The 23,300-nt window shown below is 72.6% G+C and carries 18 protein-coding genes; 9 read left to right on the top strand and 9 right to left on the bottom strand.

Annotation, left to right across the window (positions count from 1 at the left end; genetic code table 11):
- Positions 1–20: 20 nt before the first annotated feature.
- Positions 21–2,630, bottom strand: coding sequence for a D-alanyl-D-alanine carboxypeptidase (locus B6R96_RS20640; protein WP_237291468.1), 2,610 nt, complete (start codon positions 2,628–2,630; stop codon positions 21–23).
- Positions 2,631–2,816: 186 nt separating this feature from the next.
- Here B6R96_RS20640 and B6R96_RS20635 point away from each other — a divergent pair, with 186 nt between their 5' ends.
- The 3 genes from B6R96_RS20635 to B6R96_RS20625 all read left to right on the top strand — a co-directional run bounded on the left by B6R96_RS20635 (position 2,817) and on the right by B6R96_RS20625 (position 5,137).
- On the top strand, positions 2,817–3,551 hold the full coding sequence (locus B6R96_RS20635; protein ID WP_030390041.1) for a GOLPH3/VPS74 family protein: 735 nt from the start codon (positions 2,817–2,819) through the stop codon (positions 3,549–3,551).
- A gap of 271 nt (positions 3,552–3,822) precedes the next feature.
- On the top strand, positions 3,823–4,707 hold the full coding sequence (locus tag B6R96_RS20630; protein WP_081523183.1) for a helix-turn-helix domain-containing protein: 885 nt from the start codon (positions 3,823–3,825) through the stop codon (positions 4,705–4,707).
- 220 nt (positions 4,708–4,927) lie between these two features.
- The gene (locus B6R96_RS20625) at positions 4,928–5,137 is read left to right on the top strand and encodes a DUF397 domain-containing protein (protein ID WP_030390043.1); all 210 of its coding nucleotides are present in this window, start codon (positions 4,928–4,930) and stop codon (positions 5,135–5,137) included.
- A 244-nt stretch (positions 5,138–5,381) separates the two neighbouring features.
- Here the strand turns inward: B6R96_RS20625 and B6R96_RS20620 are convergent, their stop codons facing one another.
- The 4 genes from B6R96_RS20620 to B6R96_RS20605 form a co-directional block, all read right to left on the bottom strand.
- Entirely contained in the window at positions 5,382–6,239 is an 858-nt protein-coding gene (locus B6R96_RS20620; protein WP_081523182.1) for a hypothetical protein, read from the bottom strand.
- A gap of 114 nt (positions 6,240–6,353) precedes the next feature.
- Entirely contained in the window at positions 6,354–6,869 is a 516-nt protein-coding gene (locus tag B6R96_RS20615; RefSeq protein WP_081525174.1) for a hypothetical protein, read from the bottom strand.
- On the bottom strand, positions 6,866–7,102 hold the full coding sequence (locus B6R96_RS20610; protein WP_030390047.1) for an amphi-Trp domain-containing protein: 237 nt from the start codon (positions 7,100–7,102) through the stop codon (positions 6,866–6,868). Before B6R96_RS20610 ends, B6R96_RS20615 begins: the two co-directional genes overlap by 4 nt.
- A complete protein-coding gene (locus B6R96_RS20605; RefSeq protein WP_081523181.1) occupies positions 7,099–8,568 on the bottom strand; it encodes a diacylglycerol/lipid kinase family protein in 1,470 nt (489 codons plus the stop codon). The genes B6R96_RS20610 and B6R96_RS20605 overlap by 4 nt, the downstream gene beginning before the upstream one ends.
- Positions 8,569–9,020: 452 nt before the next feature.
- On the opposite strand from B6R96_RS20605, the gene B6R96_RS20600 reads away from it, so the two are divergent.
- Positions 9,021–9,803 (top strand): SDR family oxidoreductase, encoded by a 783-nt coding sequence (locus tag B6R96_RS20600; protein ID WP_081523180.1) that lies wholly within the window; start codon positions 9,021–9,023, stop codon positions 9,801–9,803.
- A 40-nt stretch (positions 9,804–9,843) separates the two neighbouring features.
- Positions 9,844–12,420: a bifunctional FO biosynthesis protein CofGH gene (locus B6R96_RS20595; RefSeq protein ID WP_053176833.1), complete on the top strand. Its 2,577-nt coding sequence runs from the start codon at positions 9,844–9,846 to the stop codon at positions 12,418–12,420.
- Between the two features lie 69 nt (positions 12,421–12,489).
- On the opposite strand, the gene B6R96_RS20590 is transcribed toward B6R96_RS20595, so the two are convergent.
- Entirely contained in the window at positions 12,490–13,572 is a 1,083-nt protein-coding gene (locus tag B6R96_RS20590) for a tyrosine-protein phosphatase (protein ID WP_081523179.1), read from the bottom strand.
- A 1,079-nt stretch (positions 13,573–14,651) separates the two neighbouring features.
- On the opposite strand from B6R96_RS20590, the gene B6R96_RS20585 reads away from it, so the two are divergent.
- The 3 genes from B6R96_RS20585 (at position 14,652) to B6R96_RS20575 (ending at position 17,365) form a co-directional block, all read left to right on the top strand.
- Positions 14,652–15,782, top strand: coding sequence for an ADP-ribosylglycohydrolase family protein (locus B6R96_RS20585; protein ID WP_237291681.1), 1,131 nt, complete (start codon positions 14,652–14,654; stop codon positions 15,780–15,782).
- Between the two features lie 89 nt (positions 15,783–15,871).
- Positions 15,872–16,732, top strand: a complete 861-nt coding sequence (locus tag B6R96_RS20580) for a TIGR03619 family F420-dependent LLM class oxidoreductase (protein ID WP_081523177.1) — start codon at positions 15,872–15,874, stop codon at positions 16,730–16,732.
- Positions 16,733–16,795: 63 nt separating this feature from the next.
- Complete coding sequence (locus tag B6R96_RS20575) at positions 16,796–17,365, top strand: hypothetical protein (protein ID WP_203351638.1); 570 nt, start codon at positions 16,796–16,798, stop codon at positions 17,363–17,365.
- 75 nt (positions 17,366–17,440) lie between these two features.
- Here B6R96_RS20575 and B6R96_RS38195 read toward each other — a convergent pair whose 3' ends face one another.
- Positions 17,441–21,433, bottom strand: a complete 3,993-nt coding sequence (locus B6R96_RS38195) for a hypothetical protein (protein ID WP_159396350.1) — start codon at positions 21,431–21,433, stop codon at positions 17,441–17,443.
- A gap of 308 nt (positions 21,434–21,741) precedes the next feature.
- Between B6R96_RS38195 and B6R96_RS20565 the strand changes: the two genes are divergently transcribed.
- Positions 21,742–21,984 (top strand): hypothetical protein, encoded by a 243-nt coding sequence (locus B6R96_RS20565; protein WP_051779820.1) that lies wholly within the window; start codon positions 21,742–21,744, stop codon positions 21,982–21,984.
- A gap of 57 nt (positions 21,985–22,041) precedes the next feature.
- On the opposite strand, the gene B6R96_RS20560 is transcribed toward B6R96_RS20565, so the two are convergent.
- Complete coding sequence (locus B6R96_RS20560) at positions 22,042–22,572, bottom strand: hypothetical protein (RefSeq protein WP_081523175.1); 531 nt, start codon at positions 22,570–22,572, stop codon at positions 22,042–22,044.
- 373 nt (positions 22,573–22,945) lie between these two features.
- Positions 22,946–23,215, bottom strand: coding sequence for a hypothetical protein (locus B6R96_RS37305; protein WP_081523174.1), 270 nt, complete (start codon positions 23,213–23,215; stop codon positions 22,946–22,948).
- Between the last annotated feature and the right edge of the window lie 85 nt (positions 23,216–23,300).

Here is a 23,300-nt window from a genome sequence, read left to right as displayed (position 1 = left end):
ATCCACGCTCTCACCGGATGTCAGCCGACGCGCGTCAGCTTGCTGCCGATGCCCGGCGCGGCGAGGTCGCTCTTGAGGGCGACCGGCACCTTGACCTGGCTGGCTCCTTCGCCGACGGTCAGCAGACCGACCTCGGTACCGGCCTTCGCGGTCTGCGGCAGCTTGCCGCCGCCGTCCGCCAGCTTGACGTCGACGGTCAGCGAGGCCCAGCCGACCGCCTGCACGTCGTCGGTGGCGACGACCGGCGTACGGCCGCCGAGCCCGTCGTCGACGTAGCCCACGACAGCGCCCTTCTTCACGACCGTCGCACCCTCGAGGGACTTCTGCGTGGCGATCATGAGCTGCTTGCTCGCGGCGATGACGGTGTCGATGATCGGCGCCTTGTGCTGGCCGAGGACGGCCCCGACGATCAGCTGGTTGGTGTTGCCGACCTTCTTCTGCGCGGCGAAGAGCAGGTTTCCGCCGGCCTTCGTCGTCGTACCGGTCTTGATGCCGAGCGAGTCGTTGTACGGAACCAGGCGGTTCCAGTTCGGCCAGTTCTTGCCCGACGGGTCGACCCAGCTGGGCTTCTTGGTGATGTCGAGGAGCGTCTCCATCTCCACGAGCTTCAGACCCAGCTTCACCTGGTCCTCGGCGGTGCTGACCGTGGTCGCGTCCAGACCCGAGGGGTCCGTGTACGTCGTCCTGGTCATGCCGAGTTCCTTCGCGGTCTCGTTCATCTTCTTGACGAACGCTTCCTGCGAACCGGAGTCCCAGCGCGCGAGCAGCCGCGCGATGTTGTTGGCCGAGGGGATCATGAGGGCGGCGATCGCGTCGTACTCCGAGATCTTGTCGCCCTCCTTGACCGTGTCGAGGGTGGACTCGTTGTCGGTCGAGTTGTTCTTCTTGCCCTCGGTCTCGGCCGTCTTGTCGATGTCGATCATCGCGCCCTGATCACCCTTCTTGATGGGGTGGTCGCGCAGGATGATGTACGCCGTCATCGACTTGGTGACGCTCGCGATCGGCACGGGCTTCTGCTCGCCGGACTGGCCGAGCGTGCCGAGGCCGGCGGCCGCCATGTACGCCTGGCCCTCGGCGGGCCACGGCAGCTGGGGCGCGGCGCCGTCGAAGGTGTACGAGGCCTTCTCGGTCATCACGAGCTTCGGCTCGGGCAGCGGGCGCACCAGCTGCACGACGGCCAGGATGAGCGCCAGGAGCGCGACGAGCGGCGCGTAGATCTTGAACCGCCGGATCGCGGTGCGCATCGGGCTCGGCGGCGGGGGCGGGTTGTTCGTGAGGTCCGCCAGCATGTCCAGCGGCGGCTTGGGCGGCAGCGGCTGCTGGGTGGTCCGCTCGGCCCCGTCGATCCGGTCGAACCGGGAGGCGGGCGTGACCGGGGGCTTGGGCCGCTGCCCGGCCGCCGGAGCGGCGGGCGCGCCGCCCTCGGGGCGCAGCGGCACGAAGGTGCTGCCCTTGGGAGCCTCGGCTCCGGCGGGCTCGGCCTCGGCGGGCTTGGCGGCGGGCCTGGCCTCGGTCGGGGTGAACCTGGCCTCGGCAGGCTTGGCCAGGCTCGGCTTCGGGGCGGCGGGCCTGGCGGCGGGCTTCGGGGTCTCCGCCTTGACCGCGTCCACCTTGGGGACCCGGAAGACGGCGGTGCGCTCGCTGTCGGCGGGCTTGTCGGCCGCGGGCTTGTCGGTGGACGGCTTGTCAGCGGACGGCTTCGCCTCGTCGACCGGAGTCGAAGCGGAAGGCGGCTTCACCGCGCGGAACACAGCCGTGCGCTCGCTGTCCGCGGGCTCATCGGCGGCGGGGCCGGGCTTCGCCCGCTCCGGGGCGGAGGCCGAAGCGGAATCCATCTTCACGGCCCGGAACACGGCGGTGCGCTCGCTGTCGGCGGGCTTCGCCTCGGCAGCGGGAGCAGGCTCGGACGGCGGCTTCACCGCACGGAACACGGCGGTGCGCTCGCTGTCCACCGGCGCCTCGGCTGGAGCAGAAGCAGAAGCGGAATCAGACTCGGGCTTTTCGGTACGGGCCTCGGGCGCGTCGGAGCCGACACCCTCGGGCTCGCCCACGGGCGCCTCGGCATCCACCGAAGCGGAATCCCCGGCTGCACCCGGCGCGCGGTCCTCGTCCGCCTCGGCGGAGGCGTCCGCGCCGGCGTCGCCGGCGTCGGCCGAGGTACCCCCGGTCGAGGTGTCGTCGGCCGAGGCGACCCATGCCGCCACGGCGTCCCGCAGCGCATCCCGCCCGCCGGCTTCACCCTCGGCGTCGGCCTCGGGCCCGCCGTCGGAACCCGAACCCGAACCCGAACCGGAGCCGGAATCGGAACCAGATCCGGAATCGGCCCGAGCATCGGTCTCGGCGACATCCGCCTCGGGCCCGGCTTCTGCCTCGGTCCCGGCTTCGGGCCCGGCCCCGCGCTCGACCTCGGCCTCGGTCTCGGGTTCGGTCTCGGTCTCGGGTTCGGTCTCGGTCTCGGGTTCGGTGTCCAGATCGACACCCGCCCCCGTACCGCCACCGGCACGGGTGACCCCGCCGCCCTCGGGATCGCGCGGCCGGAACACCGACAGCCTCGGATCGCGCCCCGCGGACGACTCCGCCGCCCCCGGCGCTCCTTCATCTACCGACTTGTCGGGGGACTCGCCCGCCACCGTTCCTCCTCCATCGCCGCCATGTCCGGCTGTCCGAATGTCTAACAGTGTCCCGTCTCGGGAGCATCGCCCCCGTGCTGGACGAGAACGACATAACTGCGGGTTACCCCACAAAGCGGCCACGCGCTCTCGACAGATGAATGTGAGAGGCGTCACCCTGTCACTCATCCACGCGGGGAGGCATGGATGGGCAGGAGCCGCAGAACAATTCCGGAGGAGCTTCTGCTGCTCGCCTTGGACCCGGCCACGGGTACCACGGCGCAGCCGCAGTCGCTCGACCTCGGCCTGGCCGGGGCACAGCTAGTGGAGCTGGCTCTGGCAGGACGGATAGCCCCTGATGGGGATCGTATCGCCGTGGTGATGCCACGGCCGACAGGAGATCCGACTCTGGACTCCGCACTGGAACTGCTGCGCAGGCGCGGCAGCCCGGTACGGGCCGTCCACTGGATCGGCGGACCCCGACTGGGGCTCCGTCAGATTTACCTCGCTCATCTGGAGCGCTGCGGCATGGTGCATGCCGTCGCGGGACAGATGTGCGGAGTGTTGCCGACGACTCGCTACCAGGCGACGGACACGGAGATCAGCCGGGAGATCCGAGCCCGGCTCGACAGTGCGATCCGCACCGGCGTACCGCCGGACCCGCGGACCGCGGCGCTCGCCGCACTGGCCCACGCGGTCGGACTCGGCAAGCACCTGTACCCCGGCAACGAGGGGCGGTCGTCCAGGTCCCGGCTGCGGGACCTGATCCGGCACGACCCGATGGGCGGCCTCGTGGCGCATGCCGTGATGGACGTCCAGAACGGTGTGGCCGCACAGCCGCGCCGTGACCGCGCACCCGCACCGCCGGCCCGGGCCACGGCGAGCAGCGTTCCGCTGCAGCCGCGCCGGACGGGCGCCATGGCCCGCGCGGCCGCGCACTGATCCACCCGCTCCACGCAACACCACCGCACCACGCACGACCACGCACCACCACGCAACGCCACCGCCCGGACGGGTGTCCGCGAGGACCCGGCCGGTTCGGGAGCCGCCAGCGCGCGGGGTGGCGGGGCCGGTTCGCCGACCCCGCCACCCCGCGCGTCTGTGTTTCCGGGCCGTTCCCCAGCGGCGCCGCCCGCTTCGGTGGCAGTCTGCTCAACACCAGATACGCAGAGAGACAGCTGCAACGACAGAAGAAGGCGGAGGTGCCGTTCACGTGGCGTCCAATGTCAATCCCACCGTCCGACGCCGCCGACTGGGCATGGAGTTGCGCAAGCTCCGTGAGGACAAGGGCATGACGGCCGAACAGGTCGCCGAGCGCCTCCTCGTCTCCCAGTCGAAGATCAGCCGCCTGGAGAACGGCCGCCGCTCGATCAGCCAGCGGGACGTCCGCGACCTGTGCGACGTCTACGAGGTGGAGGACCGCCGCCTCATCGACTCGCTCATGCAGATGGCGAAGGACTCCCGCCAGCAGGGCTGGTGGCACGCCTTCGGCGACATCCCGTACAGCGTCTACATCGGCCTGGAGACGGACGCCGCCAGCCTGCGCACCTACGAGCCGCTGGTGATCCCGGGGCTGCTCCAGACCACCGAGTACGCCCAGTCCCTCGTCCGCGGCGCATGGCCGGAGACGGCTCCCGCCGACGTGGACAAGCGCGTCCAGGTCCGCATGCACCGCCAGAAGCGGCTCTCCGAGACGGAGAACAACAACCCGGACCTCGGGCCGCTGCGCCTGTGGGCCGTGATCGACGAGGCCGCGCTGCGCCGGCGGGTGGGCGACGCGCCGCTCATGGTCCGGCAGCTGGAGTACTTGATAGAGCAGTCGGAGCAGCCGCACGTCACGGTGCAGGTGATGCCCTTCGAGCTGGGCGCGCACCCGGGCGTCAACGGCCATTACGCGATCCTGGAGTTCCCGGACGCGTCCGACTCGACCGTCGTCTACATCGAGGGCGTGACGAGCGACCTGTACCTGGAGAAGGCCAACGACGTCCAGAAGTACAGCGTGATGTACGAGCACCTGCGTGCGCAGGCCCTCAACGTCGACCAGACCCGTGACTTCATCTCGGGGATCATCAACGAATATGCCGACAAGGGCGCATAGGGGCGGGATACGGCCGATATCCATCGGGCGGGCGGCAAGCGGGCCGGTACGGTACACCGTCACTCCCCGGCCACAGAAGGCCTGAATGGAATATGCCACCCGGTCGGGTGAATGGTCGCTTCACCCGTCAGGAGCTGCCGGTAGCGTCGATCAGGTCAGCCGGAAAAGTGGCCGACAGGACACCGGATCTACCGGCACTACTCGCTCACCGGAGAGAAACATGGCTATTCGCCAGGGCGCCACGACCAACTGGATCAAGTCCTCCTACTCCGCCAACGGCGCATGCGTCGAGGTCAAGTCCCCTGTCGTGGAGGCCATCGCCGTCCGTGACTCGAAGGTGCAGGACGGACCGTCCCTCACCTTCGCGCCCGGCTCGTGGACCTCTTTCGTCACCGACGTCACCGAGGGTCGGCTGGGACGCCTGGCCTGAACATCACGGCACGCGTCCCGACCGCCCCCGCCTGCCCTACCGTTCGGTCCCCGCATCCAGCACTGCCGGGACCGGCTGCTGAACCCCTCGCACGACCTGAATCATCTGCACCACCTGCACGACCCGCACCACCCGCACCACCTGCACCACTGACTGGGGCCCTCTCGACCGACCCGCCGTCTTGGCCGAGGGGGCTCGGCCATGCCCGCGGCCCCTGCCGGTGGCGGCCCCTGCCGGTGGCGCCTCAGCGCAACTGGTCGACGTAACGGTCGGTCCCCGGCACCGTGGGGATGAAGGGCGCCACCAACTCCACCCGCCCCAGACCCGCTTGCGCGACCTCCTCGTCCAGCCCCCGGAAACGGTCCCAGCAGGTCCGGGGGTCCTCCTGGAGGAACCACAGCAGCGTGAGGCGGGTGTCGACCCCCTCCACCTGCTTGACGTACGTCATCCGGTCGCCGGGCAGCGGAGTGGGCCGGAAGACCGTCACCATCGCGGCCGGACCGCCGTGCAGCCGCTTCGGCAGGGCGCGCGAGCGCAGCCACTCCAGCAACTCGGCCCGCTGCTCGCGCCCGTCGGCGTCGACGACCTGGACGACGAGGCCCTCGTACGGGTGGTCCAGGGCGTGGTGGTCCCGCGGGCCGGCGGCTCCGTCGCGGTAGACGGTGGCCACGTGGTCCTGGAACGACGTGAAGACGTGGGTGCGGTCCTGGTAGACACGCCCGTCGCGGTTCAGGCGCTTGTTGATGCCGACGGTCCACTTCATGTGTTCGTCGTAGCGGCCCTCGGTGACCCAGTACGTCGATATGTAGCAGCCCGCGGTGACGGGCTGGGCGACGGCCGACTTCTCGGGGTAGCGCAGTTCCTGCAGTGCGCGGGTGGCCACCCAGCGGCGGCCAGCGTACATCCAGGGCATGGCCATCGCGCCGGCGTAGTAGTGGTCGTCCTCGTACCAGCGGTTGTACGCGTACTCGTGGCCCGGGTGCGGTTCCACCATGGTGATCAGCGCATGGCCCGGGCGGACGCCGTAGGGGCCGACGGCCGCGAGCTCGGCGTAGTCGTCGACGCGGGTGTCCTGCTGCCTGTCCTGCTCTCCTGTCGTCATGGGAACGGTCTATCTGATGCGGCATCAGATGGGGAGGGGTCGGGCAGGTTCCACCCCGCGGCCGGGCGCGGCGCCGGCAGAGTACGGCGCCGCCGCGGACGGGGGTGGGAGGGGTCAGTGCTGGAGGCCGACCTTGAGCAGCACGATGAGGAGCCCGAGGAAGAGGTTGATCGCGCCGGCCATCAGCATCAGCCGGCGTGACGCGCCGGCCCGGCTGGCGGCCAGCGTGGCCCAGCCGACCTGCCCGACCAGGGCGACCAACAGCGCCAGCCAGGCCACGCCTTGGGGGCCCAGCCCGAACCACGGGCTGATGGCCGCGGCGATCGCGGGCGGGACGGCCGCCTCGATGATCGGGCGCTCCTCCCTGGCCTCACTGCGGATCACGGCCCAGCTCAGGCGGTTGACCATGCGGGCCCCGAAGAGGCGGGAGAAGACGTGCGCGGCCCAGAACACCACGCCGGTGGACAGGAGCAGCACGACGAGTTGCAGCCGCGGGTACGGGCCGAGGGTTCCGGCGCCGACCACGACGGAGGCGGCGAGCAGCGAGCCGTAGACGGCGCCGGTGTAGTCGCCGTGCCGTTCACGCCGTGCCGGAGCCCCCGCGGAGACGGTGACGCGGCCCCGGCTCAGCCGGTGGACGCGGTGGGCCACTTGAGTTCGATCTCCATCTCGATCTCCCCGTCGCCGACCTCGACCTCGATCTCGGTGCGGAGCTCGTCGGGGACCCGCAGGCTCATCTTCCCGGGGCCGAGTTCCAGTTCGGCGTTGCCGCCGTGGCGCAGGGCCTCCGCGAGTGCGGAGAGCTGATCGGCGGCCTCCAGGCGGGAGAGGGAACGCTTCTGCTCGAACTTGAGGTCCTTCACGGATGTCTCCAATCCGCTACGAACACCGGGTACGCCTCATTGTGACGCCGCACCGGCGGTCGGGCATCCCGGGCGGCGCCGGCCGGCCCGGACTCCGGCCCCGGCCCCGGCCCCGGCTCCGGTCCGGTCCCGGGCCCCGGCTCCGGCTCCGGCCGCCGTTTGAAGGCGAGCGCGAGCACCTCGCTCCACTGCATGGGCGGCGCGACCGGCGGCGCCCCGGGCCGCAGCCTGGGCACCCGTACGCGCAGGGCACCCGGGCGGACGGAGCAGGTCACCGGCGTGGGCAGGGTCAGGGCCTCGCCGTCCACGGCGACCGCGATGCGCTCCGCGGCCGACCCGACGACGACCTGGCGGGAGGTCAGGATGTGCAAGCCGGCCGCCCGGGCGCCGCGGAGCGCGACGTCGGCCGCCTGGGCGGCGTTGTTCACCCGGATCCCGACGACGCCGAGCACGCCGAGGTCGAGCCGGGACCTGCGGGCCCCCATCGGTTCGGGGGACGAGTACGGATTGTTGCTGATCAGCAGCGCCTGCTGGGCTTCCAGCCGCGTCCCGTCGGTGGCGGCGTCGAGGGTGGTGCCGGCGTAGCCGAGCAGCAGGTCGGGCAGCGCGGCCAGGGCCGAGTCCGCCTTGGCGTCCCGGTACTCCGGTCGCTGGACGATCTCCGCGTAGACGCCGAAGGAGGCGGTGTTGACGAAGGCGTGGCCGCCCACCGAACCCAGGTCGACCCTGAGTTCCTCCCCGTCGACCAGCGCGTCCAGGCACCGGGCGGGATCCTCGCGGTCCAGCCCGAGGTCCATCGCGAAGTGGTTCCTGGTCCCGGCGGAGATCACGAGGAACGGCAGGTCGTGCTCGGCCGCCACCTCGGCCACCAGGGCCTGGGTCCCGTCACCGCCGGCCACGCCGAGCAGGTCCGCTCCCTCGGCCACCGCCCGGCGGGCGAGGGCGGCGACGTCCGTCACGACCTCCGGGTCGAGCAGCACCACCCGGGCGCCGAGCGCCTCGCCCTTCTCGACCAGGCCGAACCGGCCGACTTTCCCGCCGCCGGACTTCGGGTTCATGATCAGCACCGGGTACCGGGGGGCGGCCCGTGCGGCCGCGCGCATGCCGTGGCTGCGGCGCGCCGAGCGCAGCGCGGTGCGCGCGCACGCCACGGCGGCCGCCCAGAGCGCGATGGCGACCAGCGCGGTGGGCCACAGGTCCGCCCGGGCGTAGATGAACAGGATGGCCACGGGCGCGCCCACCACCAGCAGGGTCCCCCACAGGCGTACGGCGCCGCGATGGGACACCACCCACCAGGTCCCCATGGCCGTGAGGGCCGCACCGGCCACCCCGAAGGCCAGGACGAGCAGCCCGCCGACGATGCCCTCGCCCACCAGGGTCAGCGCCGCGCACACCGCACAGACCACCGCGAGCAGGGCCCACCACCGGGCCCGCCGCGGCGGGCCGGAAGGATCCGGGAGCGACATGGTCCTCACGTCCTCGCCTCGTGCCGCGGGGTCATCTCCGATCATCTCCCGAACCCGCTCGACCGTCGACGCGGACGCGGGCCCGCGCAGGACCCGGCACCTTCCGCCGGGCGCGGCGGGGCGTCGTCTCCCGGCGGATCCTGCGCGCCGCCCCCTCGGGGCGGGCCGTGGCACACGCCGTGGCTGCGGCGCACCGCGCCGACGGGCCCGCCAGGGACGCACTGGCCGGCGCTGTCCGCACCCCGCCGGCGCCGCGCACGCGCACGGACACGCGCACGGGAGCGGACACGGGCGCGGGCGCGTGCACGCACACGCGCACGTACGGTCGCTGCTCGCCGATCGCAGCCGGCCCACCCCGACACCGCCCCGACGCCGTCCCGCCCCTTCACATGGGGGCGACCCTCCCCTAGCCTGACGGGCCGTCAGATACGTTGTCGCCCTGGAGGTCCGTCGTGCTGCTGCAAGGGAAGACCGTCATCGTCTCCGGCGTCGGGGCCGGGCTCGGGCATCAGGTGGCCGCCGCCGTCGTGCGGGACGGCGGGAACGCCGTACTCGGGGCGCGGACGGAGGCGAATCTCGCCAAATCCGCCGCCGAGATCGACCCCGACGGAGCGCACACCGCCTACCGCGCCACCGACATCGGGGACGAGCGGCAGTGCGAGGCCCTCGCCGAGCTCGCGCTCACGCGCTTCGGCCGGATCGACGCCGTCGTGCACGTGGCCGCCTGGGACTCGTACTTCGGCGGGCTGGAGGACGCCGACTTCGGGACCTGGCAGCAGATCATCGACGTCAACCTGCTGGGCACCCTGCGCATGACCCGGGCCTGCCTGCCCGGCCTCAAGGAGCGCGGCGGAGCCGTGGTGATCATCGGGACGCAGTCCGCGGTCGCCGCGCCCAACGAGGTGCAGCAGGCCGCCTACGCCGCCTCCAAGGGGGCGCTGACCTCCGCCATGTACTCCATGGCCCGCGAGCTCGGCCCGCACCGGATCCGCGTCAACACCGTGCTGCCCGGCTGGATGTGGGGCCCGCCCGTCCAGGCGTTCGTCACCTTCACCGCCCACACCGAGGGCATCCCCGAGGCCGAGGTGCACGCCCGCCTGACCCGGCGGATGGCGCTGCCGGATCTGGCCACCGACGGGGACGTCGCCGACTCCGCGGCCTTCCTCGCCTCCGACCGGGCCCGGGCCATAACCGGCCAGTCGCTGCTGGTCAACGCGGGTGAGCTGATGAGATGAGCCACACCACGGCCGGAACGTCGGATCGTATGCTCGGCCCATGACCACTCCGAGTGACGCTCCGACCGAAAACGCGATGCGCCGCGCGCTCCGGCGGGCCCGCGACGGCGTCGCGCTCGACGCGACCGAGGCGGCCGTACTCCTCCAGGCGCGCGGCGAGGACCTCAAGGACCTCGCCGCCTCCGCCGCACGGGTAAGGGACGCCGGGCTCGCCGCCGCCGGGCGCCCCGGTGTCATCACGTACTCCCGCAAGGTCTTCATCCCCCTCACCCGCCTGTGCCGCGACCGGTGCCACTACTGCACCTTCGTCACCGTCCCCGGGAAGCTGCGGGCGAGCGGCCACGGGATGTACCTCTCCCCCGACGAGGTACTCGACATCGCCCGCCAGGGTGCGGCGATGGGCTGCAAGGAAGCCCTCTTCACCCTCGGCGACCGGCCCGAGGACCGCTGGCCCGAGGCGCGCGAGTGGCTCGACGCGCACGGCTACGACGACACCCTCGCCTACGTACGCGCCATGGCCATCCGGGTCCTGGAGGAGACGGGCCTGCTCCCGCACCTCAACCCCGGCGTCATGTCGTGGTCCGACCTCCAGCGGCTCAAGCCGGTCGCCCCGAGCATGGGCATGATGCTGGAGACCACCGCCACCCGCCTGTGGTCCGAGCCGGGCGGCCCCCACCACGGCTCCCCCGACAAGGACCCGGCGCTGCGGCTGCGCGTCCTGGAGGACGCGGGCCGCTCCAACGTCCCCTTCACCACGGGTGTCCTCATCGGCATCGGCGAGTCCTACGGGGAGCGGGCCGAGGCCTTCTTCGAGCTGCGCCGCATCCAGCGCAGCTACCACGGCATCCAGGAGGTCATCGTCCAGAACTTCCGCGCCAAGCCGGACACCGCCATGCGCGGCATGCCGGACGCGGAGCTGGAGGAGCTGGCCGCCGCCATCGCCGTCGCCCGGCACATCCTGGGCCCGGGCGCACGGATCCAGGCCCCGCCGAACCTGGTGGACGCCGAGTACGCACTGCTCATCGGCGCGGGCATCGACGACTGGGGCGGGGTCTCGCCGCTCACCCCCGACCACGTCAATCCCGAGCGCCCCTGGCCGCACATCGAGGAGCTGGCGGAGCGGACCGCGGCGGCCGGCTTCGAGCTGCGCGAACGCCTCACCATCTACCCCGAGTTCCTCCAGCGGGGCGAGCCCTGGCTCGACCCCCGCCTGCTGCCGCACGTACGGGCGCTGGCCGATCCGCAGACCGGGCTGGCCGACGAGGGCGCGCCCGTCGAGGGCAGGCCGTGGCAGGAGCCGGATGAGGGCTTCGCCGCATACGGGCGCACGGACCTGCACGCCACCATCGACACCGAGGGACGCACCGGCGACCGGCGCGACGACTTCGACGACGTGTACGGCGACTGGGAGGCCCTGCGGGAGGCGGCGGCGCCCGGGATGGTCGCCGAGCGCATCGACACCGACGTACGGGGCGCCCTCGCGCAGGCCGCCGACGATCCGACGAAGCTGACGGACGCCCAGGCGCTGGCGCTGCTGCACGCGGACGGGCCGGCCCTGGACGCGCTGTGCCGGATCGCCGACGACCTGCGCAGGTCGGTCGTGGGGGACGAGGTCACCTACATCGTCACGCGGAACATCAACTTCACCAACGTCTGCTACACCGGCTGCCGGTTCTGCGCCTTCGCGCAGCGCCGCACGGACGCCGATGCCTACACCCTCTCCCTCGACCAGGTCGCCGACCGGGCCGCCCAGGCCTGGGACGTGGGCGCGGTCGAGGTGTGCATGCAGGGCGGCATCCACCCGGACCTGCCCGGGACGGCGTACTTCGACATCGCGCGCGCCGTGAAGCAGCGGGTCCCCGGTATGCACGTGCACGCCTTCTCGCCGATGGAAGTGGTCAACGGGGCGACGCGGACGGGGATGTCCGTACGGGACTGGCTGACGGCGGCCAAGGAGGCGGGCCTGGACTCGATCCCGGGTACGGCGGCGGAGATCCTGGACGACGAGGTGCGCTGGGTCCTGACGAAGGGCAAGCTGCCGACGGCGGACTGGATCGACGTCATCACCACCGCGCACGAGCTCGGGATCCGCTCCTCGTCCACGATGATGTACGGGCACGTGGACCAGCCGCGGCACTGGCTCGGGCACTTCCGCACGCTGTCGCGCATCCAACAGCAGACCGGTGGTTTCACGGAGTTCGTCACGCTCCCCTTCATCCACACCAACGCGCCCGTGTACCTGGCGGGCATCGCACGGCCGGGCCCGACGGTCCGCGACAACCGGGCGGTGACGGCGATGGCCCGCATCCTGCTGCACCCGCACATTCCCAACATCCAGACGAGCTGGGTGAAGCTGGGGGCGGACGGCGCGGCCGAGATGCTCCGGTCGGGGGCGAACGACCTGGGCGGGACGCTGATGGAGGAGACCATCTCGCGCATGGCCGGGTCGAGTTACGGCTCGTACAAGTCGGTCCGGGACCTGATTGCGGTCGCCGGGGCGGCCGGGCGGCCCGCGAAGGCCCGTACGACGCTGTACGGGGAGGTACCGCAGGAACGGCAGGAGGCGGCCCGCGCCTCGGACGGGCACCTGCCGGAGCTGCTTCCCGTACTGGACTGAGCCGGCGGGGCGTGAGCGGAGGGGAGCCGACGGCACGGCCCCCTCCGTGGCGGCGGGTGCGCGCCCGGGTCAGCCGACGAGCAGGTCCTTCTTGAGCTGCTTCAGCTCGCGGGAGTCGATGCCCAGCCCGTCCTCGAGGTAGCGGTCGAAGGAGCCGTACGTGGCCTTGACCTCGTCGTATCCCGCATTGAGGTACTCGGGGCGCACGTCGAGCATCGGCTTGTAGACGGCGGCCTGCTGGGCGGGCAGGTGGGCGAGGATCGCGTCGTTGGCGGCCTTGCGGTAGTCGTTGCTGGCCAGGTAGTCGGCCTCGACGGTCGCGCGCGGCACACCGAGGGCGGTGAGCAGGGCGGCATTGGCCCAGCCGGTGCGGTCCTTGCCGGCGGTGCAGTGGAAGAGGACGGAGCGGCTGCGGTCGCGCTCGATGCCTTCGAAGACCTGGGTGTACGCCTTCTTGCCGCCGGCGCCGGAGACCATCGCCCGCTCGGCGTCGACCATGGCCTTGACGGCCTCGTCGGGGGTGCGGGGCATGGCCCGGAAGGAACCGGATCCGGCGAAGACGTCGGCGACGACGTATGTGGCGCCTGCGGGGACCTTGTCGGCGTCCTTGGTGCGCTCGTCCTCCATGCGGAGGTCGAAGACCGTCTTGATGCGCAGGCGCTGGAGCTTGGCCAGGTCGTTCTCGGTCAGCTTGTCGAGGGCGTCGGAGCGGTAGACCTCGCCCATCCTGACCCACTGGCCGGTGCTGGTGCGGTAGCCGCCGGCGTCGCGGAAGTTGGCGGTGCCGTCGAGCCTGATCAGCCGGTCGGCGAGGCGCAGGCCCTGGCCGCGCTGCGGCGTGAAGTCGAACCACTGGCGGTCGGCGGCGGGCAGACCCGTGACCACGGCCCGGCCCTGGGCCCCGCCCTTGGCGACGACCTTGCCGTTCGCCCGGATCTCGACCCGGTCGGTGCCGCGGGCCTTCCACCGGAGGGTGAAGGAGCCGTCGGCTCCGGCGGTGACGGTGGCTTCGGTGAACGGGACGGCGGAACGGTCGCGGCCGTCGCGGCCGTCGCTGCCGTCGCGGCCGGAGGCCGAGGCGAGCGGGGCGGCGACGAGGGAAGCGGTGAGCGCGGAGGCGACGACGGTCGCGGCGAGGAGGGCCTTCTTCATGGCTCCGAGGCTGGGCGGCCGGGGAGAACGCCGAATGAACGAGGTGTGACCGAAAACGACCGGCTCGAAGGCGACTGGCAAAACGTGCCACCTTCCAGGTGGCGGCCGGAAGTGTTCGGATTCTGGCCGATCTCCGCTCACTTACAGGCCCCTTGGCCGACCGCTTCCGGATTCGACCGATCGTGTCCACTACAGTGCGGGTTCGCGTGCGCGGCGTGTACGGGTAGGGCGCCGGGCATCGAAGGGACGACCTGACGAGCCAGCGGGGGGCGGGCGAAGTGAACGGCACGAACCACATGGGCAACACCCCGGACCCGCCGGGCCCCACGCCCCCGGCGGCCGAAAGCCCGGCGAACCCCCACACGGGCGGCGTCACCGGTACGCCCCCGGTCGACACCCCGCTCCAGAGCCGAAGCCCGGCGGGCAGCACCCACGGCTCCGGCCCGGCCGGAAGCACGATGGCCAGCGGCCCCGCCGTCCCCGCGCACGTCCTCGGCCCCACCCCGGCGGGGGCCTCCGGCCCGGGCGGGAGCCCATTGGGCGGGCTCGCCGAAGGCGGCGCGGGCGCGGCCCCCGCGAACGTCCACGGCCAGGCAGGTGGGCACACACCCGGCTCGGGCGGAAGCCCGGCGGGTAGAGGCCCTGCCGCGCCTCTGCACAGCCCGGCGGGCAGCGCCCACGGCTCCGGCCCTGGCGGAAGCCCGGTGGGCGCGCACACCCCCGGCTCGGGCGGAAGCCCGGTGGGCGGCGGGCACGCCGCACCCCCGCACGGCCCCGCCGTCCCCGCCCCGGCAGGAGCCTCGGGCCCGGGCGCAAGCCCGATGGGCAGCGGCCTCGCCGCGCACGCTCCCGGCCCGGCAGGAGCCTCGGGCCCGGGCGCAAGCCCGGTGGGCGCGCACAGCCCGGCGGGCGGAGGCCCCGCCGCGCCTCTGCACAGCCCGGCGGGCAGCGCCCACGGCTCCGGCCCGGGCGGGAGCCCGGGGGGCGGGCATGCACCCGCGGGTAGCGCGGGACCGGGCGGCAGCTCGGTGGGCAGCGGCCCTGCACCCGCCGGGGCGAACCGTACGCTCGGCCGGGGCATCGCCACCGGCCTCTGGGGGCGCGTCGAGCAGCAGGACTTCCGCAGTCGTGTCCGCGGCACGCTCCTCGGTTCCGCCCTCGGCGACGCCCTCGGCGCGCCCGCCGCCGGCCTCACCCTCGGCGCCCTGCGCGAAGCCCACGGCCCGGACGGCCTGACCGCACCGGCCTCCGCCCTCGGACGCCGCGGCCGGGTCACCGCCGCCACCCAGCTCACCCTCTTCACCGTGGACGGGCTGATACGGGCCCACGTACGCCGCGACACCGGCGCCTGGCACCCGCCCACCGACCTCCACCACGCGTACCTGCGCTGGGCGGCCACCCAGCACGACTGGGGCCCCGACGAGCGCCGCAAGGACAACGGCTGGCTCGCGCAGGAGGAATGGCTCTACGCCCGCCGCGCCCCGCACCGCGCCTGCCTGACGGGTTTCGCCGACGACGTCATCGGCACCCTCGACCAGCCGAAGAACCCCACCGCCCGGGACGCGGCCGCCGCCACCCGCTCGGCTCCCTTCGGGCTGCTGGTCGGCTGGGAGCCGTCCCTCGTCCTCCAGCTGTCCGTCGAGTGCGCCGCGCAGAGCCACGGCCACCCCACCGCCGGGCTTTCCGCCGGAGCCGTCGCCGTCATCGTCCACGGCCTGATCCGGGGCGATTCCCTCGACTCCGCCGTCCAGCGCGCGCTGGGCCTGCTGGGCGCCCGGCCCGGCCACCAGCCCGTCACGGACGCCCTGCAGCGCGCCCTGGCCGCGGTCACCCACGGCGTCCCCGGGCCCGAGGCCGTCGAAGCCCTCTCGTCCGACGGCGGCGACGAGCCCGACGGGCCCGAGGACGCCGCCGCCACCCTCGCCGTCGCCGTGTACTGCGCCCTCGTCGCCGAGGACGTCCCGCAGGGCCTGCGCCTCGCCGTCAACCACGGCGGCGACTCCATCGCCGCCGGCGCCCTGTGCGGGGCCCTGCTCGGCGCCCTGCACGGCGAGACGGCCCTCCCGGCCGCCTGGCTCGCCGAGCTCGAAGGCCGGGCCGCCCTGCTGGAGATCTCCGACGACTTCGCCCTGGAGCTGACGCAGGGGCCGACCCTGCACAATCCGACGGCCTCCTCCCCGGGCTGGCTGGCCCGCTACCCGCGCGGCTGATCCGCGCCCCCGGCACCTGACGCCCCCTCAACATTCGGGGGGCCAGCCCGTACCGTGGCGGGTCCCACGTCTCGGAGGTGCCAGAGCCCATGCGGATCGCCACGACCATCTTCCTCACCGACCGCACCATCTCCCCCGTCCGGCTGGCCCACAGCCTGGAGGAGCGCGGCTTCTCCGGCCTCTACCTCCCCGAACACACCCACATCCCGGTCTCCCGCGACACCGCCGCCCCCATGGGCGGCGAACTCCCCGAGATGTACGGGCGCACCCTCGACCCGTTCGTCGCCCTCGGCCAGGCCGCCGCCGTCACCGAGCGGCTGCACCTCGGCACCGGCATCACCCTCGTCGCCCAGCACGACCCGATCGACCTCGCCAAGCAGGTCGCCACCCTGGACCACCTCTCCCACGGCCGTTTCACCCTCGGCATCGGCTACGGCTGGAACGTCGAAGAGGCCGCCGACCACGGTGTCGAGTGGCGCACCCGCCGCGACCTGGTCCGCGACCGGATGGCGCTGATGCGCGCCCTGTGGTCCCCCGAACCCACGGCGTACGTCGGCCAGTACTGCTCCGTCCAGGCCAGCACGGCCCACCCCAAGCCGGTCCAGGCCCCGCGCGAACTCGGCCCCGGCGCACCGCTGTACGGCCCGCGCACCTTGATCGGCGGTGCGGCCGGCCCGAAGCTCTTCGCCGCCATCGCCGACCACGCCGACGGCTGGCTGCCGATCGGCGGCGGCGGCCTCACGGAGTCCCTGCCGGTGCTGCGCCAGGTCTGGGAGACGGCCGGGCGGGACCCGAAGTCCCTCCAGGTGGTTCCGTACGCCGTGCAGCCCTCCCCCGGCAAGATGAGCCACTACGCCGATCTCGGCATCGAGGAGGTCGTCCTCCAACTGCCCTCTGCGTCGAAGCCCGAAGTCCTGCGCACCCTGGACCAGTTCGCCCAGTACCTCTGACCGGGCGGGGTCGGTCCCGAAAACCCCTCGACGGCGCGCCGCCACCCTGCCGATCATGACGCCATGACGAACCGAGGGGCGGGCGGCGGCGTGGACCGGAGCATCGAGGACCAGTGGGCGGCGCTGCCGGCGGGCATCCGCACGCAGGTCGACGGGTACGTCCTCCAGGACGGCTTCATGCAGGCGGTCAGGCTGGTGTGGGACGCCGGCCGCGCCCGGGGCGTCGGGCTCCACGCGGCGCAGCGGATCGTGCACCTGCGCTACGAGCACCACGGCGACCGGATGGCCCGTACGCCCGACTCGCCGCTCGACCTGGACTCGCTCGCCGCTCTCGCCCACGGTGTCCCGGGCCGGGTGGTGGCGATCGAGGCGGTCTGGGACGGGGACACCGTGCACGACTGGTTCGTGAACCTGCTGGCCCTCGCGGACGAGCCCGTCGGGCAGAAGTGCCTCGCCACGGTCTACCGGGGCACGGCGGTGCGCGCCCTGGACGGCGCGGACACCGGCGGCCTCCACCCCTCGGCGGCCGCTGCCACGCGCGCCGGCACCGCCCTGGCCGGGCACCTGGGCGTTCCGTTCCACTTCGCCAGCCCCGACAACCCGGACGACGAGGCACCCCGCTGGCGCCCCTGAACGGCGGCCGGCCGACGACGGAGGGGCCCGTCCGATCCATCGATCGGACGGGCCCCTCCGTCGTTCCGCCACGGGTCAGCCGGTGAACCAGCCGTTCAGATCCGCGATGACGTCGACGGGTCCGTACGGGCTGTGGAAGCTCACCCGGCCGTCGATGACGGGGACGATGACGAGGTTCGAAACGGTCTGCCCACCGCGGAAGTTGAGGTTCGACACGTGGGGTCGCGCCACTCCGTGCGGGTAGACGGTCAGGAAGCTGTCCGAGGCGGGTGCGGTGACGGTGACGTTGAGGACGACGGCCGTCACGCCGGTCGTCGGCACTCCCTCGACGCCGGCCACCTTGAGGTCGACGGTCTCTCCGCCGGCCGCCGGTGCGGGGTGCCCGCCGATGGGGGTGCGGGTGTCGAGGAGCCGTACCGGGGAGGCCGCGGAGAAGGTGGATCCGGTGGCCGAGTAGTAGCCGGTGACATCGGCGACGAGGTCCACGGCGCCGGCGTGGTTGCGCAGGTCGACCTTCCCGTTGACCACCGGGACGGTGACCAGGTTCGGGACGATCTGCCCGGCGGTGAAGTTGAGGTTCGAAACCCCGGGAACCGCTTGCCCGTTGGGGTAGACGGTGACGAACCCGGCCTCGGTCGGGCTGACGGCGGTGACGTTCATGACCACTGCCGTCACCCCGGTGGCCGGTACGCCCTTCACGCCCGCGACCTGGAGCGTGACCACTCCACCCGCCCCGACGCGGGCCTTCGGCGCCCCGAGACCCTCACGGGTGTCCAGGAACCTGGACGGCGAGAGGGGGGTCAGCGCGGATCCGGGGCCCTTGTCCGTGTAGTAGCCGGTGACGTCGGCGACCAGGTCGACGGAGCCCGCGTGGTTGCGCAGGTCGACCTTGCCGTTGACGACGGCGACGGTCACGAGGTTGGGCACGATCTGCCCGGCACTGAAGTTGATGTTCGACACGGTGGGCTGGGGCCGGCCGTTCGGATACACCATGACGTGCCCGGCCGCGGTGGGGCTGACGGCGGTGACGTTCATGACCACTGCCGTCACCCCGGTGGCCGGTACGCCCTTCACGCCCGCGACCTGGAGCGTGACCACTCCACCCGCCCCGACGCGTGCCTTCGGCGCCCCGAGACCCTCACGGGTGTCCAGGAACCGGGAGGGACCGATCGGCACGAACCTGCCCTTGCCCGTGGTGTCCTCGGGGGTGACCGTGTACGCCTTGGGGAGGTAGCCCTGGGAGGGCACTCCCGCCGTGTACCCGACGCCGTCGAGGACCACGTCGTACTGGCCCGCCTCCAGGCCTCCGGTGTCCACCTGGACGGTCAGCGCGGTGCGGTCCGCACTGACGGAGACGGGGGTCAGGACCGGCTGCTTGTCGCTCCCGTCACGGACCAGCTTCAACCGGGTGTTCATGGTGAGCGAGGCACCGCGGACGACGGCCTGGGTCTGCGTGTTCACCGCGCTGGTGTCGGGGCCGATCGAGGCCGGCGCCTCGATGTCCGGGGCGGAGCACCGGCCGCACACCGCCCGCACGCTGTAGACGGCCGGTGTCGGGGTCCGGCCGGCGCTCAGCATCAGGAGCGCCTGGGAGGGTTCGGCCTCGCGGTCCGCCCCGCATGCGGCACTGAACCGGTCCCACTGCTGTGTGCAGTTGTACCGGGGGTTCGCAGTGCCCCACTCGCGGCCGGTGTGCAGGCTCAGCACGGGCGCGGGCGCCCCCGTGTCGGCAGGATTCCTGATGCCGGTGACGTTGAAGGACTCGTCGGGCCGCATGTCGACGACGGCGCAATGGGCGGTCGACGTCTCGGAGAGCACCCCGTTGCGCAGCGCGAAGCCGTCGACGGAGATCGGGTTGGCCGTGCACTCGGGCGCCCAGCCGTTCGCCGTGCCCACCTTCCAGATGTCAACGCTGCTGCGGAGGGGCTGTCCGGCATGGTTGTGGGGCGTGAGGACCGCCGTGTACGAGGTGGATCCGGTCACCTTGCACGAGACGCTGCTCGCCTGCTGGCAGAGCAGCCTGCCCTCCGCATCGACGACCGTGAGCCAGGTGGAGGCGGCGTTCGTCAGGTACCGGCCGGGCATGCGGTCGCCCAGCCAGTACTTGTCGGTCGCGGCGCCGCCGATCCGCAGGCATCGGGCGTCCAGGGGCGAACCGAGCGCGACGGGAGTGGCCGGGCCACCGACCTTCGTCGAGGTCGTGGCCGTGCACGCAGCCGCGGACGAGACGTCACGCCGGGCCAGCTCGTAGGTGTACGTCTGACGGCTGCGCAGCATCGCGGTGTACGGGACACCGGGCGCGAGCCGGCAGCTGGGAAGTGCGTTCGCCGTGCACACCTCGGTGCCCGACGGGTCGACCAGCTGGATCTCGCCGTCCCGCCGGTGGTCGGCGTTGACGTAGTCGATCAGCTCGCTGGTGGAGTGCTGGTCGCCGGGGATGCTGAGGCAGGCCTGCCTCGCGGCGACGACCTGGACACCTGCGGCGCCGTCGAAACCGGTGCGCGGCCATGCGGTGCAGCCGGCGTGCTCGCCGGTGCGGTGGATGGTCAGATCGACGGACGTGGCCGGGCTACCGCTGAGCACCACCCGGAACGGGGCGGTGCCGGTCAGGCGGCAGGAGACGTACGTGCCGCCGGTCGGGCCGTCCAACTCGCACTGCTGGCTGCCCGCCGCGTCGTGGACCGCCGCGTGGAGCCCGTTCGTGGCATAGGGGTTGAGCAGGTACACGCCGTTGCCGGTGGCGGTCGGCAGGGTGAGGCAGAGCTGCTGCCCGGGACCGCCGAAGACGGCCTTGACGGGCCCGGCCGCCATGCCGTTGTCGTGGGTCGCCGTGCAGCCGCGAACCTCCTTGGCCGACTGGAACACCATGCCGAAGGGGGAGGCGTCCAGGACCTGGGTGGTGTTCGCCCAGGTGTAGTCGCCGGGTGTCAGGTCGCAGTACCCGCGCCAGCAGTCGTCGTGCTTCGAGGCCCCGCCGGAGGTGAGCAACTGCCCCAGGGGCGCGTAGCGGTCCTTGGGGACGACGGGACCGAAGGTGTACCGGGCGGACTCCGTGGCCCGCAGGACCCGGCAGGGCACCGTGGAGCTCAGGTCGGGGGCCGTGCCGAACGACTGGGGCTCCAGTACCGGGCACCCCTCCGGCTTGGAGAGCCGGGCGAAAGTGAGCCGGTGGGGGGCTGATACGCCGTTGGTCGCCGTGGTGACGACCCGGAAGGGCGCCACACCCGTGAGCCGGCAGTCCAGGTTGCTGCTGCCCTGTTGGTGGCAGAGCTTGTTCCCGGCGCCGTCATAGACGCCCGTGAACACGTGGACCGTGTCCGCGAAGGCGCGCAGCATGTCGTTCGGGGCCAGGGCCAGGGTGTAGCAGTCACCGGCCGAGGCGAGCGGTACCTGTCCCTGGAAGACCGTCGGGGCGCCGAGCCTGCTGTCGGCGGCGCCCACGGTCTTGCAGGTGGTGGCGGAGAGCAGCGCGAGGTACGAGACCGAGAGGTCGCTGGGCAGGTCTTCGAGGTTCGTGAACTGCAGCTTGTACGTCCCCGCCCGGCTCGTGGGGCAGTGGGGGACGCCGTCGACGGCCCGGCAGCCGACCTCGGTGCCGTCCGGCGCGAGCAGCTTGACGGTGACGCGCAGTTGGGTCGTGACGGCGTCGTAGCGGACCAGGTCCTGCTGCTGCGGCAGCGTGAGCGAGAAGGTGACGCTCTTGCCCGCGCCGACTCCGCAGCTGACGACCGCTTGCGGTGCCAGGTCGGTGGGGCAGGCGGCCGCGACCTTGCTCTGCTCCAGCGCGCGTACCCGGGCCTCGCGTTGGGCCTCGGCGCCCGTTTTCGGATCCGCCGCGGGCGGCGCCTGCGGCCCCGCGTTCGCGGCCGGCGCTGCGCTCGTCGCGGCTCCCTGCCGGGCCGGGGCGGCGGCGGACGGTTCGGACGGTTCGGACGGTGCAGCAAGTGCGGTACCGGCCGCCTGGCCGGTGAGCGAGGTCAGCAGGGCCAGCAACAGGGCCCCCGAGGCGAGGACTCTTCCTCCGCCACGTCTGATCTGCGGTCTTCTGCCCGACGGCAGCAATCTCATGAACCCCCCAGTCCACATGCGCCCGGGCCTTGTGACCGTCACAGCCATGCGGGCAGGCGGAGCTTATCTGCCGGTTACACGCGGCACATCGGGGGGACCGGCCCATCGGGTGCCGGCGGCCGCGAGCCGGCCGTCGGGTCACGGGCCGGGGGGGCGGCCGGGCTTCCGCAGGCTTCTGGCGCGCCACGCCCGGGTTACGGAGTGTGACCGCCATTGGGGTGAAGCACCGTTTCCCGTGAACTCTCCGTGATGTTGAGCCGGTCGCGTGCCGTCTGTCCGGCGCGTTGATCGAGACTTAGGAGAGTGTCATGCGTATTCGCTCTGCCCTGACGGCGTCTGTCCTGGCTGCCGGCATCCTGCTGGGCGGCGCCGGCGCGGCCCTGGCCAACGACGGTGTCGACATCGAATACTTCTCCGGCGGCCACAAGGCCTTCGCGTCGAACTGCTCGTCCTTCGCCGGCGTTCCGGCCAAGATCGGCCCCCTGTACGGCTCGAACTGCTCGGCCGAGGGCGAGAAGGAGTGGGCGGAGTACCACCACCTGGGCGCCTGACGACCGGCGCTCGCCGGCCGGGGCCCGCACACGGGCCCCGGCCGGCGGCTCGGCCGTCTAGCTCATCAGGGGCGAGCCGGTGAGCTGCCAGGTGATGGCCCCCTTGGCGTCGCCCTCGATGTCGTAGACGACCGTCGCGTCGCCGGACCACTGCTTGCTCGGGTCAAGGATGGCCGCAGGGGTCAGGCAGGTGAGACTGCCCTCGGCGTTCGCGTTGATCGTGGCCGTGAGGTCACACGTCTTGCTGTTGACGACGGCATCCGCGCCGCCCGGCGCCCGGCTCTCCAGCCGGGTGGTCACCTTGAACGAGGTGAAGCGCTTGCTGGTGAGGTCGGACTGACCGTCGTTGATGAACGCCCAGTTGACGGTCGCCTTCCCGCGGACCTTGCCCTCCGGGAGGGACTCGACGCAGACCGGCGCGTTCAGCTGCGCCTCCGGAATCGCCCCGGGCATCGACTGGATCCGGCCGTTGGATGTGGCGCCGGAGCAGGTCTGGGCCGCGGTGGCGGACTGCGAGACCGAGATGAGCGCGCAGAAGGCGATGGAGGCCGCGCCGACGGCGGATGCCCGCAGCAGGTTCTTGTGCATGACTGTGTTTCCCCCATGTACTTGCGGAACAAGAGCTGAACGGCCCGCGGAACCCGCACAGCCCTGCCGCTCCCCCCGTGCAAGCAACATGGGCCGACGGTCCGGAGCCGTTCAGCACAGTCGATCCTAGGCAGGGATCCTGCGCCCCGCGAAACGCATTTCCCCAGGTCAGCCCCTATTTGGCCGATACTCGTCCAGGGCCTGAATGCGGGGGAACCGTGGACGACCCCCCGTACCGCCCGGCCGGGACACGGACCCTCGGGCGAAGCGGAATCCGGACATCGGATCGACCCGGCCAATACCGGCCATGTCCTCCTCGCGCGTGTTCCGACCCGTACGGGGACGAGTGCTGCGTGGGCAGGACACCGCCCGGCTAGCCGCCGGTCGCCCACAGGTGCTTGAGCACCGACAGGAGGCGGTGGCCGGAGCCCCCGTCGTCGGCGTGCGCCGGGGCCGTGGTGGCGTGGGTGGTGTGCGGCTTCGCGGGGGCGGTGCGGGCGCCGTGGGTCAGGGTGGCGGCGGCTCCCACGAACAGCGCGGCCGAGGCGATCACCAGGACGAGACGCCAGGTACGGGTACGCGTGCCGACGGCGGGGCCGGTGGTGGCGGCGGCGGTGGCGGTGGCGGTGGCGGTGCGGTCCATGGGATGGCTCCTCGGGGAGAGCGGAAGGCGGGAATCCGTACTTCCAGTCAGCCGGAGGGAGCGGATCGCGTCACGTCGCTGAAGT

This window comes from Streptomyces sp. Sge12, assembly GCF_002080455.1.
Taxonomy (GTDB): Bacteria; Actinomycetota; Actinomycetes; order Streptomycetales; family Streptomycetaceae; genus Streptomyces.
This window is presented reverse-complemented; position numbering and strand designations above follow the sequence as displayed.

What these genes read in the sequence shown, in the direction of transcription:
- B6R96_RS20580 (WP_081523177.1), top strand. Translation starts at nt 15,872, where the DNA reads ATGCGGATCGCCACGACCATCTTCCTCACCGACCGCACCATCTCCCCC.
- B6R96_RS20565 (WP_051779820.1), top strand. Translation starts at nt 21,742, where the DNA reads ATGCGTATTCGCTCTGCCCTGACGGCGTCTGTCCTGGCTGCCGGCATC.
- B6R96_RS20595 (WP_053176833.1), top strand. Translation starts at nt 9,844, where the DNA reads ATGACCACTCCGAGTGACGCTCCGACCGAAAACGCGATGCGCCGCGCG.
- B6R96_RS20560 (WP_081523175.1), bottom strand. Translation starts at nt 22,572, where the DNA reads ATGCACAAGAACCTGCTGCGGGCATCCGCCGTCGGCGCGGCCTCCATC.
- B6R96_RS20575 (WP_203351638.1), top strand. Translation starts at nt 16,796, where the DNA reads ATGACGAACCGAGGGGCGGGCGGCGGCGTGGACCGGAGCATCGAGGAC.
- B6R96_RS20620 (WP_081523182.1), bottom strand. Translation starts at nt 6,239, where the DNA reads ATGACGACAGGAGAGCAGGACAGGCAGCAGGACACCCGCGTCGACGAC.
- B6R96_RS20635 (WP_030390041.1), top strand. Translation starts at nt 2,817, where the DNA reads ATGGGCAGGAGCCGCAGAACAATTCCGGAGGAGCTTCTGCTGCTCGCC.
- B6R96_RS20605 (WP_081523181.1), bottom strand. Translation starts at nt 8,568, where the DNA reads ATGTCGCTCCCGGATCCTTCCGGCCCGCCGCGGCGGGCCCGGTGGTGG.
- B6R96_RS20625 (WP_030390043.1), top strand. Translation starts at nt 4,928, where the DNA reads ATGGCTATTCGCCAGGGCGCCACGACCAACTGGATCAAGTCCTCCTAC.
- B6R96_RS37305 (WP_081523174.1), bottom strand. Translation starts at nt 23,215, where the DNA reads ATGGACCGCACCGCCACCGCCACCGCCACCGCCGCCGCCACCACCGGC.
- B6R96_RS38195 (WP_159396350.1), bottom strand. Translation starts at nt 21,433, where the DNA reads ATGAGATTGCTGCCGTCGGGCAGAAGACCGCAGATCAGACGTGGCGGA.
- B6R96_RS20590 (WP_081523179.1), bottom strand. Translation starts at nt 13,572, where the DNA reads ATGAAGAAGGCCCTCCTCGCCGCGACCGTCGTCGCCTCCGCGCTCACC.